Raw genomic sequence first — 16,598 nt, 5'->3', positions numbered from 1 at the left:
CGAGATGGGCTACAGTTAACCCGACGATTGTATATGCAGATTTATCTGAAAATCTAAGAAACAATTGAGCATCACTATCGGATGTTACAGAGTTTCCACCCATTAAAACAAAATGTTGCTATGCAATATAGATAGGCCTATGCCTCCAACAGTTGTCGCCTGAAGACACGCTCAATCGTAAGCCCCGCAGCGAGAGTGGATACACCCCATGCAAGCACATAAAATCTATCAACTAGGCGATCACTATAGCTAGCATAAAATGCGGTACGCATCCACTCAACACAAATAAGCAGGGGATTGAAAGCTAACGCCTCACCAATTCCCGCAGGTAAATTCGATGCGACGAACAAAGTACCCGATGATAGATATAGAATAATAATTATAAGTGCATATACAGTAACCATAATAGGCATAACCAAGGATGCTATCCCGACAAGGGTACCGCAGCCAAGAGCAAGTAACATCGTCGAAAAATAGCAAAAAATTGCTTGGTTTATATCAATCGGGAAGGGATTCTGCCCCAACAACCATAGAATGCTAATCATAAGAAATAGAGTGATGCACGCCCCAGCAAGCTCGAGACATGCGCGCCCCATCATAACATCCATTATATGTACTGCTGGGAAAGCTAACATCGGCTTGTTCATGACAAGTGATAGTCCCATGAACCTAGAAACATAGCTAAACATCAACGTCGGTACTAATCCGGTGGCATAGAACACCGCAGTGCCATCGCCATACGGTGCTATCCTATCCGTTACAGTACGGATAATTATAAGGACACCTATATGTACAAACGGCCACAACGGAACTAACGCGAAACCGAGGCCATGATTAAAGAAACGCGTCCGCATATCCCTGAGAATTACAGCACTCATAACCTGCTGCTTGCGTACCAGTGCATTTATAAATGAGTACCGCATCTAAAGAGGCTCCAATATGAATCAAGCATACGATCGATCACCATCCAAAGTAAACTTAGTTCAAAAAATTATTCCTCATTAACTCCTTTGGGAGAAAAGCGATTTTTGTAGCATCACCTCAGAAACTTCTTGGTTTGCTTCTACGGAAGCGAAGCAGCACGGTCAGAGATCTTGAGAAACTTATTGGGTTCTATTGTCTTAAAAATCTTAGATACACAGTCAAACCAACTATCCGATTGAAATTTCTCTAGAATTTCTTTTTCCCGTTCAGCCAAGATAGTAGGATTTTGTATTAGTATTAGGATACGATCGGCCCATTCTTGTACGTTCCACGGATCAATATATTCCAAAAGGTCTCCCGCAATTTCAACTAGGGAACCCTGATCAGAACACAAACAAAACTTTCCATGCGCGAGCGACTCAGCAACAGGAAGTCCCCAACCCTCATAGAGCGAAGGAAACACTGTGAACTTTGCGTTCGCGTATAAACTAGATAATTCGCTGTCATTTACATGATTTAAGATCGCAATTAGACCTTTGGTGCGGGGATCATTAGCTATATCAGAGAGCAGTTCAGTAGTTCCCCAGCCAGGCATCCCAACTAACACCAAGTTTGGCAGGTTGATGATACCGCGATCAATCAATCTAGTATATGCTCGGTAAAGCACCTCATGATTTTTGCGGCGTTCAATAGTGGAAACATAAAGAATGTAGTCCGTTCCTAGGACTTTCTGAACTTCTTCTTTTATTGGAATATTTTGACTAACATTAACGGATTGCTCAGAGGCAAAGTTGGAACCTAGGCGAATTGTCGAGGTTTTAGGTATTCGGCAGCCCGCTCGCGTCGCGAAATCCACGTAATCTATTTGACTTCGCTCCGATATACAGAACAAGTGATCGGCGCACCAACTCAGATCAACAAAGTAATTCGAAAAGAAGGAAGCTACATCTGCCATGCACCATTGCGGATATTTTACAGGAATTAAATCGTAACAAAACCCCGCAACGGCGAAACCATACTTTGTCTTGTGTGTATATATTTTTTTGAAATTTTTATTGTCCCAATCGAGGCCAGCGGTAAGATAGACATCATTGCTTTCGAGGACTACCCTTTCTCCATCAGAAAGTTTTTTCCTTCGCTCTGAGTGCTCGTGGAGCAAACTTTTGTTCAATCCTATGCGAGCTATTACAACTGGCTTTCTCCCACCAATTACAAGCTCAACATTTTCAACGTTTGCGCTATGTAACGGCTCTAAAAGTTCCATTATTGGAATCTCAAATGCGCAGCTCCCATCGACGATGTTGGCGTTCTTGAGATCAATTCGAAATCTGTCGGATCGCGTCGTATAGATATGTTTGCCGTTTGCTCTTATTTCGAGATCAAACCTGCAGCGCGGTTTAGCCGCATCGCAAATCCATCCTCTTAGACAATCATTCTCTATTGGATCAACCGAGTAGCGCAAACGGCCGAAACTTCCAAAGAAGAAACGAAAAAGGGCGGCTTCGGGTACGTAAGTAACGCAATCAATCTTTGTGAATACGTCTGAGAGATATGGCTGCTCACTTGGCAAAAAGAGCTCCCCGCTTAGGAAAGCATCAATCTTCTTTTCTTGAGCTACCGACAATCTTCGAAATTCATCTACTTCGCTATTATAGACACACATGTCCAAGCGCAGCTTGTTAGCAATTGTGCGGACATATCTGGCGAGTTCCAATTCAGTCCTTACGATCCCTACCGGCGGCCGATTCCACCCAAGCAAGGTTGTCACGTCTAACCATATAGTCATTTTGGTATTACCTACCTGCCCCAATTCTACCAGATATTGCTGCCAACATCGGCTGGATACAGCTCTCCCAGGTTAAAGGTTTTAGAGAATCCAGGTTCTTAACTTTTCTCGGATCCTGGGCAAACACATGCTGGACCAATTTATGCATTTCGGCAGGGCTTTCAAAAACATGAACCCCCGGACTGTCTATGTATCGCTCAAATCCCCTAAAGGCTGACCTAGTACCTACTATAAATTTCTCTGAGATTAACGCTTCGGCCGTCTTTAGATTCGTACCCCCTCCAAATGGGATTGGCAAAAAATAGCCATGAGCTATTGCTTTGACAGCATCAAGATCAGCATTCGACAGCTCGAACAACAACTCGAGTCGTGACATATTAACCGAAGAAAAAGACCCCTTTAAACACTCACGATAAATATGCTCCGATACAGAGCCAACAATAACAAGCTTAGCGTCGGGAGGAAAACACGCTAGGCTGCCGCCGACAATATCATTAAAGTGTGTAAAATTCGGCGGATGAGCACTTCCCACATAGATTAAAAACTTTGTAGCACCAAATTTAAGTCGCCAGTACTCTAAACGCTCTCTATCTGGTGACCGATATTCCACTCCGTTCGGAGCAACTACAACTTGCCGTGCGCCCCACTTTCGATGAACCAGTTCATCAGACGACGAGACACACATTACCACATCTGCTCCGCGGGTGGCACTTTGCTCTAACAGCATTATCTCATTAATAATATCTTCTATTATATCTTTGTAGCTGCTTCCCGCCAATGAATTTAGTATGCTTCTCTTTAGCTCATGCTCGATATTTTGGCTTCCATAAGACAGCAATACTTTTGAGTTAACCTGTTGACGATATGCCGCAGCTACCGGCCAGAGCCACGGCTGCTCAACATGAACAACATCTAAATCAGCCGGAATCCTCGAGAGTATGAGAGCCTGGTTGGTTTCGTCGCGAACAAATTTTGAGGTCTGCAAATCTCCTATAAACATGACATTTTTGCCGCGAAACTCTCTGTGTGGCGAATTCGCAGGAAACGGCACATCCCAAGGCGCGACCTCTAAATAGGAATCCTCTTCAAAAACAGCGATGTTAAGGACGCGCCAACCAGCGGCCTGAAATTGGCTGCAAATGTTTTGAGCACGCACCTGCCCACCGTGCCTTGGATTAACAAGAGGATACGTGGTAAGAATTAGTACATTTGGCATAGCTAATACGTCTTAGATAATTAAATTTCAGGTCTTGTCGCGTCAAGATTTTGTGTTCAAAAGACAACGTTACATAGATAAATACCATTCAAGCCAACATATATTTTTCACGCATATTATTTCCATCCGTCGGAACGTTCAATTTTTGCTTATGCTAGCGTGTGGCGTAGCCTTTTGATATACCAAAAATGGTATTTTTGCAATAAACAACAATTAATAACTGTAGTCAAATATAAATTTCATTCCATACCCACTACCTTCATAAGGCTCCGCTCGCGTCGTTTCGAGCAGTATTTTATCGAAAAACATACAAATCAGACTGCATCCGACGCAAGCAAACTCGATTGCTCAAACTCAGATTGCCTGCACCTCCTGGTTGGAAAATAACCAAAACTAATCTTAATCCGTTTTCCGAATATCGGGAGAGCCTTGGCGGTGACATGCGCGGTCGATTAACCGATGCGCGCCGCATACATACAGGTGTGTCGCGAATCAACGGGACATTAATCCAGGTGCATCGAACCATTAACTCATTGCTGCGTAGTAAACGAGCCAATGTCCCTTTTTATGGTCTATTTTGCAAATCTTAATGAATCTCGGGGTGGAACTTATCAGATTCTTGGCCTCTACGTCCTTCATATTAGCAGCTTTCTCCCTCCAAGTAACACTCCTTCAATTATCTCTGGGCTTCCGCTTATTACCGATTTCATTCCCCCTTCAGAGATATTCGATTGTCGACAAAGTACCATTGTGCCGGATATTCGCGTATAATTGGCTCAATCACCGCATTCATACACTCCGCATCCTTAATGTGCTGATCTTTGGTGATTTCCATACCGTGCAGCTTAAATGACTCTAAACATCGTAATAGAGAGGATACTCCCCTTTCCCGAACGATATAAACCGGATAGATCAATGCATTCGTTTTGCGAGCCATTCGCGCGATGAGCGCATAGTTGCCCTCAAGATGGGCCGGCCTGCCGAAGAACGGAGCCCGGATATACCCGTTGAAACCCTCGTCACAGAACATCAGCAGATTTCCGCCGTTTTCCAGAATTCTCAGTGCCGGGCGCACGAAACTGCGGCCGGGTTTCAGAATGCCGAGGCCGGCGCCCTTGCGCAGCCGGTTGACGATATATTGGCGTGAGCGGCGTTTGGGCGGGTCGTAGTTCATGGTGACGTCAAGTCCCATGTCGAGAAGGCAATACCAAAGCACCTCCCAATTGCCGATATGGGGCGCGATGAAGATCACCGGCCCCTCGCTGCAACGCTCGACCAGCCCTTCGGTGCCAATCTTGCGGACGTGCCGTCGTGCCAGTCTCGGCACCACGGAATATTCCGCCATCTGTCGACCCTGAGAATCAGCATAAGCCTTGAGAAGTTGCTCAAGCTCGGTATCGCTAAGCTCAGGCCTTATCATCTTGAGATTGGCTGCAGCGCGCGCGTAGGCACCTTTATGAAAGCGCGGTGCCAGCAGGCGCCCAAGCCAGCCGCCGAGATCGGAACAGACGCTCGCCGGCAAGAGCATGAAGGCAAAATAGAGGAAGAGATCTACGGCGTTGTCGATATTCTCGTAAAGCCAATAGCGCAGAAATGCCTTGCGCCGGTCGCCGCCAGCTAAGAAATCGCCAAAGGGCGGAGCTTTCGGAGGCTCATAGGTCCACGCCTTGCGCTTGCCGGTGGCGACTCTTTTGTCGGTGTCGTCCGCGCTCGTCATCCTCAGCGCCTATGCAATGTCACGGGCATGCCGTCACGCGGACGCAGTGTCAGGCGGCATTGTGGCTGAACCTTATGTCCGTCCCTGATCCGAACGCGGAAACGCTGAGCCAGGATCGCCAGACAGAGGATCGCCTCGGTGAGGCCGAATTGCAGACCGGGGCATACACGCGGACCGGCGGCGAAGGGAATATAGCTGTAGGGTGCCGGCCGTGCCTCGCCGAGGAAACGCTCCGGGTGAAAGCGATGCGGCTCGGGGAAGAGCGAATCCGTGCGATGCAGTATCCACGGCACGATCAGCACCAGCGCAGCCTTGCGTACCTTCACGTCACCGATCTGGTCCGGCTCGGCCGCCTGACGCGCCAGGATCGGTACGGGGGGATAGAGGCGCAACGTCTCCTCAATGACTGCACGGCACCAGTCGAGCCTTGCGACATCGTCAATCGAAGGGACCCGGTCGCCGCAAACAGCCTCGATTTCAGCATGGACAGCCTCTTCCACCCAGGGAGCACCTGCCAACAGGTACCAGGCCCAGGTCAGGGTTGCAGCGGTGGTTTCGTGGCCGGCCATGAAGATGGTGGCAGCCTCGTTTCGAAGCGCCACGACATCGAGTTTCAGCTCGGGATTGCGTTGCTGCCGTCGGATCAGCAGCTCGACCATCGAACTGTTGTCACCCTTGCCGGCAAGATGATCTTCGATCACCTGATCGATGATACGGTGAATGCGTTTGACCGACCGGCTCAAGCTCGGCGTCCTGATGATCGGCAGACCCTCGTCAAAACCGAGAAAATAGCCGAAATTGACGGAATCGACCAGCGACTGGTAGCTGGCAAAGCCTTCCGTGACGGCATTGGCGCTTTCCTCGCCGAGATCATTGCCGAAGACGCTGCGAGAGATGATCTCCGCCGTCAGCCCGGCCATCTCGAACAAGGCGTTGACCTCAGCGCCTTCGCCCAAGCTTTGCCAGCGGTCGGCAAGCTCGCTGGCCGTGCTCTGCATGATCGCGCCAAAGGCCGGCACGCGGTTTTTGTGCACGATGTCGGAGACCAGAGGCCGGCGCTGCTTCCAGGTCTCCTTGTCGGAAATGAACAAGCCGTCGCCCAGCAGATATTCCAGCGCGCGGCGCATCTGCGGCGTCTTGCGCTCGAAATTCTCATGTCGCTTGGCGACCACATAGCGGATTGCCTCAGGCGAATTGACGATGATCAGCTGGCGACCAAGCAGCTTGAACTCCGCCACGTGCTCACGATAATCGGCGCGACGCCAGATCGACAGAAAGTCGCTGCGCGCCTGCAGCATGAGCTTCAGCGGTTGGCCGGGCTTCCCGCTATAGTAAGCGGCGTGAGCCGGCTCGAAATAGCGTGACGATTGATCGGTGTGTTCGACGATTTCGGTTTTCTGATCAAGCCAGGCCAGCATAGCGGTGCAGAACTTTCGCGCCTTGCGGCCGGTAACGATGTGAGAACGTCCGAGCGCCACGACGCAAGGTCGTGGTCACTATATTCATTTCGCAACCGCAGAAAAGCCCCCGCTTGGCCGAAGTGGAAGCTGTTCCTTCACCTTGAAATCAGCCGTACCTAGATGGCTTCCAGCGTGAAGAGCTCATCGAGTGTCTGGCGCCTGCGGATCAATCGATGTGTCTCGCCGTCGATCAGGACCTCCGGTGCATAAAGCCGGCTGTTATAGTTCGACGACATCGTCGCCCCGTACGCACCGGTCCCATGGAAGACGAGATAGTCGCCGACATGGGCTTCGGGCAAATCGCGCGTCTCTACCGTGCCATTGTCCGTCTGTGTGAAGACATCGCCCGATTCGCAGAGCGGGCCTGCGACGACGGTTGGGAAAATTGCACCGCCGGCGTCTCGTGGCGTCGTGCCCGGGATAACGGAGATATGATGGTAGCTGCCATACATGGCCGGTCTGGCGAGATCGCTGAAACCGGCATCGACAAGCACGAAGCGATTGCGGCCCATCATCTTGACCGCCCGCACCTCGGCAAGCAGCACGCCGGAATCCGCCGTCAGAAAGCGTCCTGGCTCGATCTCCAATCGGATCGAATGGCCGAAATGCGCCTCGATCTCGCGCCGTGCTTTATCCCAGAGCGAAAAATAATGAGCTGGATCGATTTCTTCTTCGCCCTCCCTATAGGGCACGGAGAGGCCGCCTCCGGCGGAAATCGCCTCGATATCCACATCCAGGGCACGGCAGAATTCAATCATCGCGCCGCAGACGCGCTCCAGGTGCCCGTAGTCCACCCCGGAGCCAATATGCATGTGCAGCCCGACAAGCTTCAGAGAATACTGGCGCGTCAGCGCCACGGCCTCCTGCAATTGCTCGAACCAGATGCCGTGCTTGCTTGTTTCGCCGCCGGTGTTGGTCTTCTTGCTATGGCCATGCCCGAAGCCGGGATTGATGCGCAGCCAGACCCGATGGCCGGGCGAGCGCTCACCCAGCTGATGCAGCATGTCGATGGAGCCTATATTGACCTCGACCTTGTCGGCAATGACGCGTTCCAACGTCGGCCGGTCGAAGACATCCGCGGTGAATACGATCTGCGCAGCTCCCGACGCATTGCCGGCTGAAAAGCCCGCCCGCATCGCCCGATCGATCTCGCCGAGCGAAACGGCATCGACCCTAACACCGGCCTTGCGCATCTCCTGCAGGATATGAATGTTCGAACAGGCCTTCTGCGCGTAGCGAATGACATCGAAGGCGGAGAGTTGCGCGATGCGGCGGCGGATCGCGGCAGCATCATAAATCCAGAGCGGCGTTCCGTATTCGGCGGCAAGCGCGCTCAGCGTTTCATTGGAAGGAATGGTCATCTTGTCTCAATCGGTCTGGGCGGGAATAGATCAATAATGAATAATAGTATGGGCGGAGCGACTGTGTCACTCCACCCCTTTCATGATGTAGACGCGCCGCGGCTAGCTAGCGCTTGGCGGCTGCAAGTGCCTGCTCGATATCGGCAATGACTTCCTTGGCCGAGTGCAGCCCGACGTTCAAGCGGATCGTGCGGTCGGTGACGCCGAAGCGTGCAAAGACATTGGTTTCGGGCGAGATGCTTAGTGCTGCCTTGGCAGGGACCACGAGGCTCTCCGGGCCACCCCAGCTGACACCGATGCGAATGAGACCCAAGGCGTCGACAAAGTCGGCGACGTCGATGCGGTCGGAGACCTCGAAGGAAAACAGCCCGCCAAACCCGCTGAAGGTTCGTTTGCCGGGATGCTCGCCCAGCGCCGGGTGCATGACATTGGTCACGTCCTCATGTGCCTGCAGCCAGGAAGCTACCTCGAGCCCGGCTTCATGGTGGTGGCGCATGCGGAATGGCAGCGTCTCCAGATTGCGCAGGACGAGCCATGCCTCGAACGGCGCGAGTTTCGCACCCGTATAGGGGTAGATTTCGCTGTTGATGCGATCGATATGTGCCTTGGAGCCGGTAACAAGACCCGCCACCGTGTCGCTCTGTCCGCCCAGATATTTCGAGGCAGCATGGATGACGATATCGATGCCGACGGAGAGAGGCTTCTGGAAGAGCGGCGTTGCCCAGGAATTGTCGACCATCGTCACGACGCCATGGCGGCGAGCGGCCTCGGCGATGGCAGTCAGATCCTGCAGCTCGAAAACCATCGAGGTCGGGTTTTCGAGATAGGCCAACTTGGCACCGGGAAGTGCGGCAAGCATGGCTTGCGTATCGGTGCCGTCGATATAGTCGACGACGACACCGAAGCGCTTCAGCACTTTTTCGAAGAAGCGGAAGGCATCGCTATAGACATGCCGCACGGTGACGATACGGTCGCCGGGTCCAACGAACGCCAGAACCGCGGCAGCAATCGCACCCATGCCGCTTGAAAAGGCGCGCGCCTCTTCCGCGCCTTCCATCTCGGCGATCTTGCGCTCCAAAAGCCGCACGGTCGGATTGTCGCCACGTGAATAGATAGGCTTCTTCGAACGGCCGGCGAAGACGTCTTCCAGCTCCTTGTAGCTATCGAACAGGAAGAGCGATGTCTGGTAGATCGGCGGCACGGCCGCATCGAAAGGATCGTCGCGCGGCGGCATCAGCGGCTCTGGAATGGCGTGGCGGTAAGCATCGAATCTCGGCGTCTCGTTCATGGCGTTCCTCATGGTCAGGAGTGAAGTGTCGATTGGCCAGCAAGGCGGCCCGGTGCATCGGCGGGCAGAATGGCGAGCCATTCGCGCCATCCGACAAAAGCGCCGAGGATGGCAGCCAGAATGGCAGCGGTGGCAGCAGCAGCGGCGACACCGGCAAAGCCCATCCAAAGCGGCAGCATGAGCAGAAGCGGGATCAGCAGATAGCCCTGCGGCGCAAGCCCCACGAGCGCAGACAGGCCGGCCCTGCCCCGCGATTGCAGCATGACGAGCAGGACGGATTGAAAGGCCGCAAGCGGAAAGATCGGAAAGAGGAACCGCAGCCACGTAGCCGCCTCGCCGATAACGTCTGGACTATCGGTGAACAGACGTGCGATTGGCTCCGCGGCCAGGAACAGCAGGGCGGAATAGAGCAATGCGACCGGTAGTGTCACGGCCAGCATGAACCGGATAGCGGCCTTCAACCGCTCGGCATCGCCGGCGCCAAAGGCATGGCTGACGACACTCTGAGCGCCGAGGCAAAAGCCGAACAGAGGGAGCTGTCCCAGGGTCATCAAGCGGATGGCGATTGCAGTGGCTGCAACGCCTGTATCGCCGCCATGGACTGCTGCCTCCCGCATCAGGACCAGAAATCCGAGGCCCGTAACGATGCTTGTTGCAGCAGCGGGAAGGCCGATCCGTGCGATCGGCCAAAGCAGTTGCCAGCGTATCGCTCCGCCGGTCACGCTCACCGTTCCCCATCGACGCAGGAAGTAGGCGACATAGCACGCAAGGGCGGCGATGGACGACACAATGGTCGCCAATGCCGCACCGGACGCACCGAACTTGAAGAGGAAAATGAAGATGGGATCGAGAACCGCGTTCAACGCGAAGCTCGCGATCAACACGATCATCGAAAAACGCGAATTGCCCTCGGCAATCGCAATGAAATCGCAGATAGCCTGCAAAAGCCCGAGCGTCAGGCCGAAAGCGAGCAGCCGACCATAGTCGAGCCCGGGGGCAAGAAGATTGCCGCTTGCACCGAGGGCACCGACAAAGTCCGGCAAACCGAGATAGATCAGGATCGACAAGGCAATGCCAAGCGGGATCGTCGCCGCGAGCGCTGTCGTGGCGACCGACGACGCGGCTTTGAGATCCCCTTCGCCGAGATAACGCGCAAGCAGCGTCGCAAGCCCTATACCCAGCCCCTGACCGGCTGCCGCAACAAGCAGAAACAGCGGCATGACGAGACTGATGCCTGCCAGCACGTCCGGGCCAAGCGCTCCCAGGAAGATCGCGTTGATCGCATGATGCCCGGCACTGGCAGCCAGTCCTGCCACCGCCGGGAGCGCGACCGCCAGAACAAGCCGCTTGATGCGCGGATCGTTCATATCGACGGCTGTCTTCATCAGGCGCCCCGCGCCAGCGAGCCAAGGACAGGCTGCCCATCCTCTGTGGACAAGCCGCTGAGATCCGGCGATAGCAGCCGATCCATGAAGAAGCGCTCGCGCAGGAGCATGACCAGCAGCGCCTTCTTGTGCGGGAACTGAATGTGCTTGACCTTGGCGAAGCCGGAACGGTCGAGATTGCGGATTTGCTGGGCGTGATGGTGGATCGGTTCGCCGACGATACGGCGGGTACGCGGATCGGCCAGGAACATGTAGTGCATCAACGACGGCAACCAGGCGCTGACGAAGGCCTTTCCGCGGAAATCATCCTCGCCGATCGCCACATGCCAGCCGCGGTCATAGCCATCGGCCTCGTAGTGCGGCCCTATCCTGTCTTCCTTCGCCCAGTAGAGCTCGAAATAACCGAAGGGCACGCCGCCAAAGGTGCCGATCAGCGGCAATGTGCGAGGATCGGCAAGGCGGCCCGCGATGAAATCGCGATGATAGGAGAGATCGCCGCTGTCCTCCCATATGGCGGCCACCCTCGGATCATTCATCCAACGATGGAAATGCGGAAGATCGGTCTCGATATCGGCGACATGAAAACCGAGTTGCGTGTTCAACCAGGGAATGAAGCGGCTATAGACACGGCCGACGGGCTTCGGCGGCCGCTGCGGATGAAGGGCGCCGTTCGTCAGTACCGGCACTTCCGGATAGCTGCGCGGCACGCTTCCAAGCCAGGATTTTGCCTGCTGGAAGAACGATTGCGGACGCACGATCAGGCGATCGCCGCGCCGCTCGATGGCACCCGCTTCCGCCAGACGCGTTGCGAGGCCGCCATCAGCGAGCTCGATCTCGAAGCAATCCAGCTGCGGATTGCATGCCAGAACGGCTTCAGACACGGCGTTGACGATATCCTCGCCAGGAAGCGACGAGGCTGCCGTGGAGATTGTATCGAAGATCAGAAGATTGGCGGTCGTCCCCGATAGATGACCTGAGGCCACCGTCACCCCGTGATGCTCGACGCGAAAGCTCCCCGGCGCAGGCCTCGCCGATATGATGAGCGGCTGGTCGCAGGCAAGCACGCTGCTCTCAAAACCCGATAGCGGCAGGCGCAGATCAAAGGATTTCTCCGCTGTCCCATCGCTTCTGATCGCCAGGGAAACATCCATAATTCATCTCCATATCTTCGGAACCACGCCGGCTGAGATCGGCGGGCCAAGCACAGCGCTAATTCTGCGGTGACGAACGGCATCAGCAAAAATTCAAAATATTTTCGGAAAATATTTTTTGAAAATCTCCTGAATTTTCCAAAACTCCGTTCGTCATGCAGCTGCATCGATGTAATTTTCGGAGTATCCGAGTTTATCGACGCCAGAAGTCAGAGATATCAATCGATTAAACTTAATATCTATCGCAGATATTGAGATGTATACGTTATTGTATTTCGATTGATTAGATATGTATTTAGGTACATTCAGGGAGAATGGCGAAGAAATGACTGTCCATGATCGGAACGCCAAGGCAGCAAACGATACGGATTACCTCGCCAAATGCTCGCTATCGCCGGCACAGTCACGTATCTGGCTATTGTCGGAGACGGGTAACGAAGTCATCTACGGGCGACAAATACTCGCCATCGCCTTTCCCCCAGTCTCTCTTGCTGTGGCGCGCGAAGGTCTATCAAAACTTTCGCGGCAACATCCCCTCATCACCTCGGAATTCGAGGCGCGGGCAGGTGGCGCAGTCCAGCAGATCCTGAGGAGCGACCGCTTCGTCGACATCATCGAGACGGAGTTGGGCTCTGGCGATCATCTGGACGAGGCGCTGACCGCGGCTGCAGCGGTCGAACGAGTTCGCCCGGTGGACCTTACCGATGGCAATCCGGCCCGCTTCATCCTCCTGACCCAAGAGGCGCGCGCCGTGGGTGCGCTATTTTCCCTCCACGCCATCCTCGCCGATGCCGCAACGCTTGACCTGCTCGCGACCGATTTCCTTCGCAATATCGGCGGTCATGAAGCGGTGGATGTCGCGGAGACAACGCTGCCCGACGCCGCGTCGTGGATGAGTGCCAACGGTGCCCCGCGCAGCCCGGCACCAGAACTGGTCGACTTCTGGTTCCAACGACTGACGACTCAGGAGAACATCGCATCACTGCTGCCGCAAACGTCGGCGGGAAAGAACATGGTCGACGAGGCCTGGTTCGAGCATGTGCTTGAGGTGCCGGTACCATCCGCTGACACGTCTCGCGCCATGCTCGCCGCCCTCGGGATCGCCCTGCGCCGCCATACCGGATACGGCACTCAAAGGATCGGCCTGGTCACGCGCCCGGAAAGGCAGAAAGTTGCCGCCCGTAGCGAGGACGTGTTGATCCTGACGCCGGAACTTGCCGGCACCATGACACTCAAGGACGTTCAAGAAGCCTTCGCCCAGGAAATCGATACGGCTATCAGGCAATCCCTGCCCTTCGAGGCCCTTGCCGATGCGCTGATACGGCGAGATGAACTCTTCGATACGACAGGCCTTGTCAAGACGCTTCTCGATGTGCGCCCGCCCCTGCATCTGCTGAAAGCGGTGCCAAACGAGGCCATGGTAAGCAGTCCAGTCACATCACCGGCACGCCGCGATGCCGATCTGGTCATCACCGTATCGCCGGCATCTGTCGACAAGCTTGTGATTGGTGTCGGCTTCGACCCGCAAAAGCATGATCCAAAGCAGATCATCCGTTTCGCCGACGACCTTGCCATTGCCCTTGCCCAGTTGAACGCCAATCCTGCCACGCAAGTCAAACAAATCCCCTTCGTCTCGCCGGGAGAATTGGAGCGCCTCTCGGCGCCCTATCCCGACGCGCCGGAGCCCGGCGACGGCACGCCGATCCACGAGGTCATCTCCGCACAGGCGAAACGGCGGCCAAACGCCTTTGCCGTAGCACAGGGTGAAAAGTCGACCACACACGGGGAGCTCGAAGCTGCCGCGAACCGGTTGGCCCATCGGTTAATCGCGATGGGGATCGGCCCGGAAAAGCGCGTCGCCATCGCCCTTGAAAAATCGATCGACGCCATCATTGCCATTCTTGCCGTTTTGAAATCGGGCGGCGCATTCACGCCGGTCGAGCCGGACCACCCGGAGGCGCGCAACCGTCATATTCTGACGGCCCCGGGCCTTTCGCTCGTCATTTCCCGCGCAAAGCACATCGCGAACCTGCCGAGCGATATCGCGACACCCTACCTCAATCTCGATGCTATCGACCTGTCTGCCGAGAGCGTCGATGTGCCGGCAACGACCATCGCCCCGCAGCAACTTGCCTATGTGATCTATACTTCCGGCTCGACGGGCGTGCCGAAAGGTGTCGCGGTCGAGCACGGCCCACTTGCGCATCATTGCAAGGCAACCCTGCGCATCTACGAGATGAGCGAGGAGTCCTGCGAATATCCGGTACTGCCCTTCACCTCCGACGGTGGTCATGAGCGCTGGATGGTGCCGCTGATGGCGGGCGGTGGCGTTGTGCTGACGCAAGACAAGCTTGCCACACCGGAAGACGCCTTCGCCATGATGAAGCGGCACGGCGTCAACAATGCCAGCCTACCCACCAGCTATGTGCGCGGCCTTGCCGAATATGCCGGCGAAAACAGCGAGATACCACGGTTGCGGCTCTATTCCTTCGGCGGCGAGGCCTTGTCGCAAGCGGTGTTCGACATGATCACCGAGAACCTGAAGGCGCAACTGCTGATCAACGGCTATGGCCCGACCGAAACGATTATGACGCCGATGATCTGGAAAATTCCGGCCGGAACCCGCTTCGAGGGGACGGTCGCGCCAATCGGCCGCGGCGTTGGCGATCGGCGCATCTATGTGCTCGATGCCGACCTTGCGCCGGTTCCAGTCGGCGTGATCGGCGAAATCTATATCGGCGGCAGCGGCCTGGCGCGCGGCTATCTCGGCCAGCCGGAGTTGACGGCGGACCGCTTCATCCCCGATCCCTTCTCGCAAGGCGGCAGGCTCTACAAGTCGGGCGATCTCGGCCGCTGGCGGGAAGACGGCATCGTCGAATTCGCCGGCCGCGTCGATCATCAGATCAAATTGCGCGGCTTCCGCATCGAGCCGGGCGAAATCGAAGCCGTGCTGCGCTCCGATCAGCGTGTGGCCGAGGCTGTCATCCTGCTGCACAATGACGGTGGTCGTAGTTCTCTGGTCGCCTATGTCGTGCCGCGCGAGGGCGAAAGTTTGAGCGTGACCGAGCTACGCCGCACTGCCATGACCGCCCTGCCCGATTACATGGTGCCGCAAACCATCATGCTGATCGACAGGCTGCCGATGGGGCCGAACAGCAAGCTCGATCGCGCCGCCCTGCCCGCGCCGCGTATCGAACGCGAGATGGTGGCGCCGGCCAACGACAAGGAAAAAGCAATCCTCGAAGCCTGGAAAGACATTCTCGATATCAGCGATATCGGCGTCACGGAAAACTTTTTCGATATCGGCGGACAATCGCTGATGGCCGTTCGCATCGTCTCGCGCCTGAAGATGCGCCATCCCGAATGGCCGTTGTCGATCGCAGACATGTTCAACCATCCGACGGTGCGCGACCTGGCACTGGCAATCGACGGCAGCCACGACGAGACCGGCGTCGATGTCGTCTACCTCCGACGCAATGGCGACCGGCCGGTGCTCTACTGCTTCCCCGGATTGCTCGTCAGCACGCGCGAATATATGCGGCTCGTCGACTATCTAGGCCCTGAACAGCCGGCGACCGGCTTCATCTGCTATTCGCTGACCGAAACCAAGACGCTGAGCACCCGCGTCGAAGATATCACGGCGCGTTATGCCGAAGCCGTGCGCAAAAAGGCCAATGGCCGACCTTGCGCTTTCCTCGGCTGGTCGTGGGGCGGGCTGCTTGCCTATGAGGCCGCCCGGCAGCTCGGCAACGACATCGATCTGCGCATGATCGGCATGGTCGACGTCTGTGACATGGACGAGGAGTTCACCGTCGGCATCATGCCGCGCTTCGAAGACGGCATCCGCGATCGCACCCATGCCGCCGTACAGAGCTGGCTTGCGACCACACCGATGCGCGAGGACTGGAAGAGGCTCTTTGCCGCCATGAACGAGGAGGTCTACGAACAGTTCCTCCACCATGTCGTCAAGCATAACGTCAAACTGCCGACGGATGGTCCGGATATCGGCTCGGAAGAACACACCTTCTGGATCCTCATCGACAATGCGATGATCTTCCGGAACTACCGCCTGGAGCAATCCGATTTCCGCGTCCATGCCTTTGCGGCCGAAGATTCTCTCACGCGCGCCCTCAACGTCATCGACTGGCGGCGCTATTCGCCCAATGCCACGGCGTCGGAAATCGTCACCGGCACCAACCATTTGACGATCATCGGCAAGACGCCCTTCCACCAGCGTTTCGCCCGGCGGCTCGACCATGCCTTTGCGCCGGTGCCGCTGTCCAAAGACACCGTCAAGTAACCCCCTCTTC

The 16,598-nt window shown here is 55.5% G+C and carries 10 protein-coding genes; 1 reads left to right on the top strand and 9 read right to left on the bottom strand.

All coding sequences use genetic code 11. The features are described 5' to 3' along the window. Positions 1–137: 137 nt before the first annotated feature. From GA0061100_RS26535 to GA0061100_RS26500, 9 genes are all read right to left on the bottom strand, one after another. Positions 138–923 carry an ABC transporter permease gene (locus GA0061100_RS26535; protein WP_244557958.1) on the bottom strand — a complete coding sequence of 262 codons (786 nt, stop codon included), beginning with the start codon at positions 921–923 and terminating at the stop codon, positions 138–140. 140 nt (positions 924–1,063) lie between these two features. Then, positions 1,064–2,638, bottom strand: a complete 1,575-nt coding sequence (locus GA0061100_RS26530; protein ID WP_075855824.1) for a glycosyltransferase family 4 protein — start codon at positions 2,636–2,638, stop codon at positions 1,064–1,066. A 79-nt stretch (positions 2,639–2,717) separates the two neighbouring features. After that, entirely contained in the window at positions 2,718–3,866 is a 1,149-nt protein-coding gene (locus GA0061100_RS34500; RefSeq protein ID WP_143525540.1) for a glycosyltransferase family 4 protein, read from the bottom strand. Positions 3,867–4,632: 766 nt separating this feature from the next. After that, positions 4,633–5,643, bottom strand: a complete 1,011-nt coding sequence (locus GA0061100_RS26525; RefSeq protein WP_075855823.1) for a lysophospholipid acyltransferase family protein — start codon at positions 5,641–5,643, stop codon at positions 4,633–4,635. 2 nt (positions 5,644–5,645) lie between these two features. Further along, a complete protein-coding gene (locus GA0061100_RS26520) occupies positions 5,646–7,121 on the bottom strand; it encodes a cytochrome P450 (RefSeq protein ID WP_244557957.1) in 1,476 nt (491 codons plus the stop codon). A 98-nt stretch (positions 7,122–7,219) separates the two neighbouring features. Beyond that, positions 7,220–8,464, bottom strand: a complete 1,245-nt coding sequence (gene lysA, locus GA0061100_RS26515; protein ID WP_075855821.1) for a diaminopimelate decarboxylase — start codon at positions 8,462–8,464, stop codon at positions 7,220–7,222. Between the two features lie 106 nt (positions 8,465–8,570). Beyond that, positions 8,571–9,752 (bottom strand): PLP-dependent transferase, encoded by a 1,182-nt coding sequence (locus tag GA0061100_RS26510; protein WP_075855820.1) that lies wholly within the window; start codon positions 9,750–9,752, stop codon positions 8,571–8,573. A gap of 14 nt (positions 9,753–9,766) precedes the next feature. After that, positions 9,767–11,137, bottom strand: coding sequence for an MATE family efflux transporter (locus GA0061100_RS26505; protein ID WP_075855819.1), 1,371 nt, complete (start codon positions 11,135–11,137; stop codon positions 9,767–9,769). Then, complete coding sequence (locus GA0061100_RS26500) at positions 11,137–12,288, bottom strand: GNAT family N-acetyltransferase (protein WP_075855818.1); 1,152 nt, start codon at positions 12,286–12,288, stop codon at positions 11,137–11,139. Before GA0061100_RS26500 ends, GA0061100_RS26505 begins: the two co-directional genes overlap by 1 nt. 325 nt (positions 12,289–12,613) lie before the next feature. Here GA0061100_RS26500 and GA0061100_RS26495 point away from each other — a divergent pair, with 325 nt between their 5' ends. Then, entirely contained in the window at positions 12,614–16,588 is a 3,975-nt protein-coding gene (locus GA0061100_RS26495; RefSeq protein WP_075855817.1) for a non-ribosomal peptide synthetase, read from the top strand. Positions 16,589–16,598 lie beyond the last annotated feature (10 nt).

The sequence above is a fragment of the Martinezella hainanensis genome, assembly GCF_900094555.1.
GTDB classification, from domain to species: Bacteria; Pseudomonadota; Alphaproteobacteria; order Rhizobiales; family Rhizobiaceae; genus Rhizobium; species Rhizobium hainanense.
This window is presented reverse-complemented; position numbering and strand designations above follow the sequence as displayed.

Coding starts and splice junctions, on each gene's coding strand:
- GA0061100_RS26535 (WP_244557958.1), bottom strand. CDS start 923: ATGCGGTACTCATTTATAAATGCACTGGTACGCAAGCAGCAGGTTATG.
- GA0061100_RS26525 (WP_075855823.1), bottom strand. CDS start 5,643: ATGACGAGCGCGGACGACACCGACAAAAGAGTCGCCACCGGCAAGCGC.
- lysA (WP_075855821.1), bottom strand. CDS start 8,464: ATGACCATTCCTTCCAATGAAACGCTGAGCGCGCTTGCCGCCGAATAC.
- GA0061100_RS26510 (WP_075855820.1), bottom strand. CDS start 9,752: ATGAACGAGACGCCGAGATTCGATGCTTACCGCCACGCCATTCCAGAG.
- GA0061100_RS26505 (WP_075855819.1), bottom strand. CDS start 11,137: ATGAAGACAGCCGTCGATATGAACGATCCGCGCATCAAGCGGCTTGTT.
- GA0061100_RS26500 (WP_075855818.1), bottom strand. CDS start 12,288: ATGGATGTTTCCCTGGCGATCAGAAGCGATGGGACAGCGGAGAAATCC.
- GA0061100_RS26495 (WP_075855817.1), top strand. CDS start 12,614: ATGACTGTCCATGATCGGAACGCCAAGGCAGCAAACGATACGGATTAC.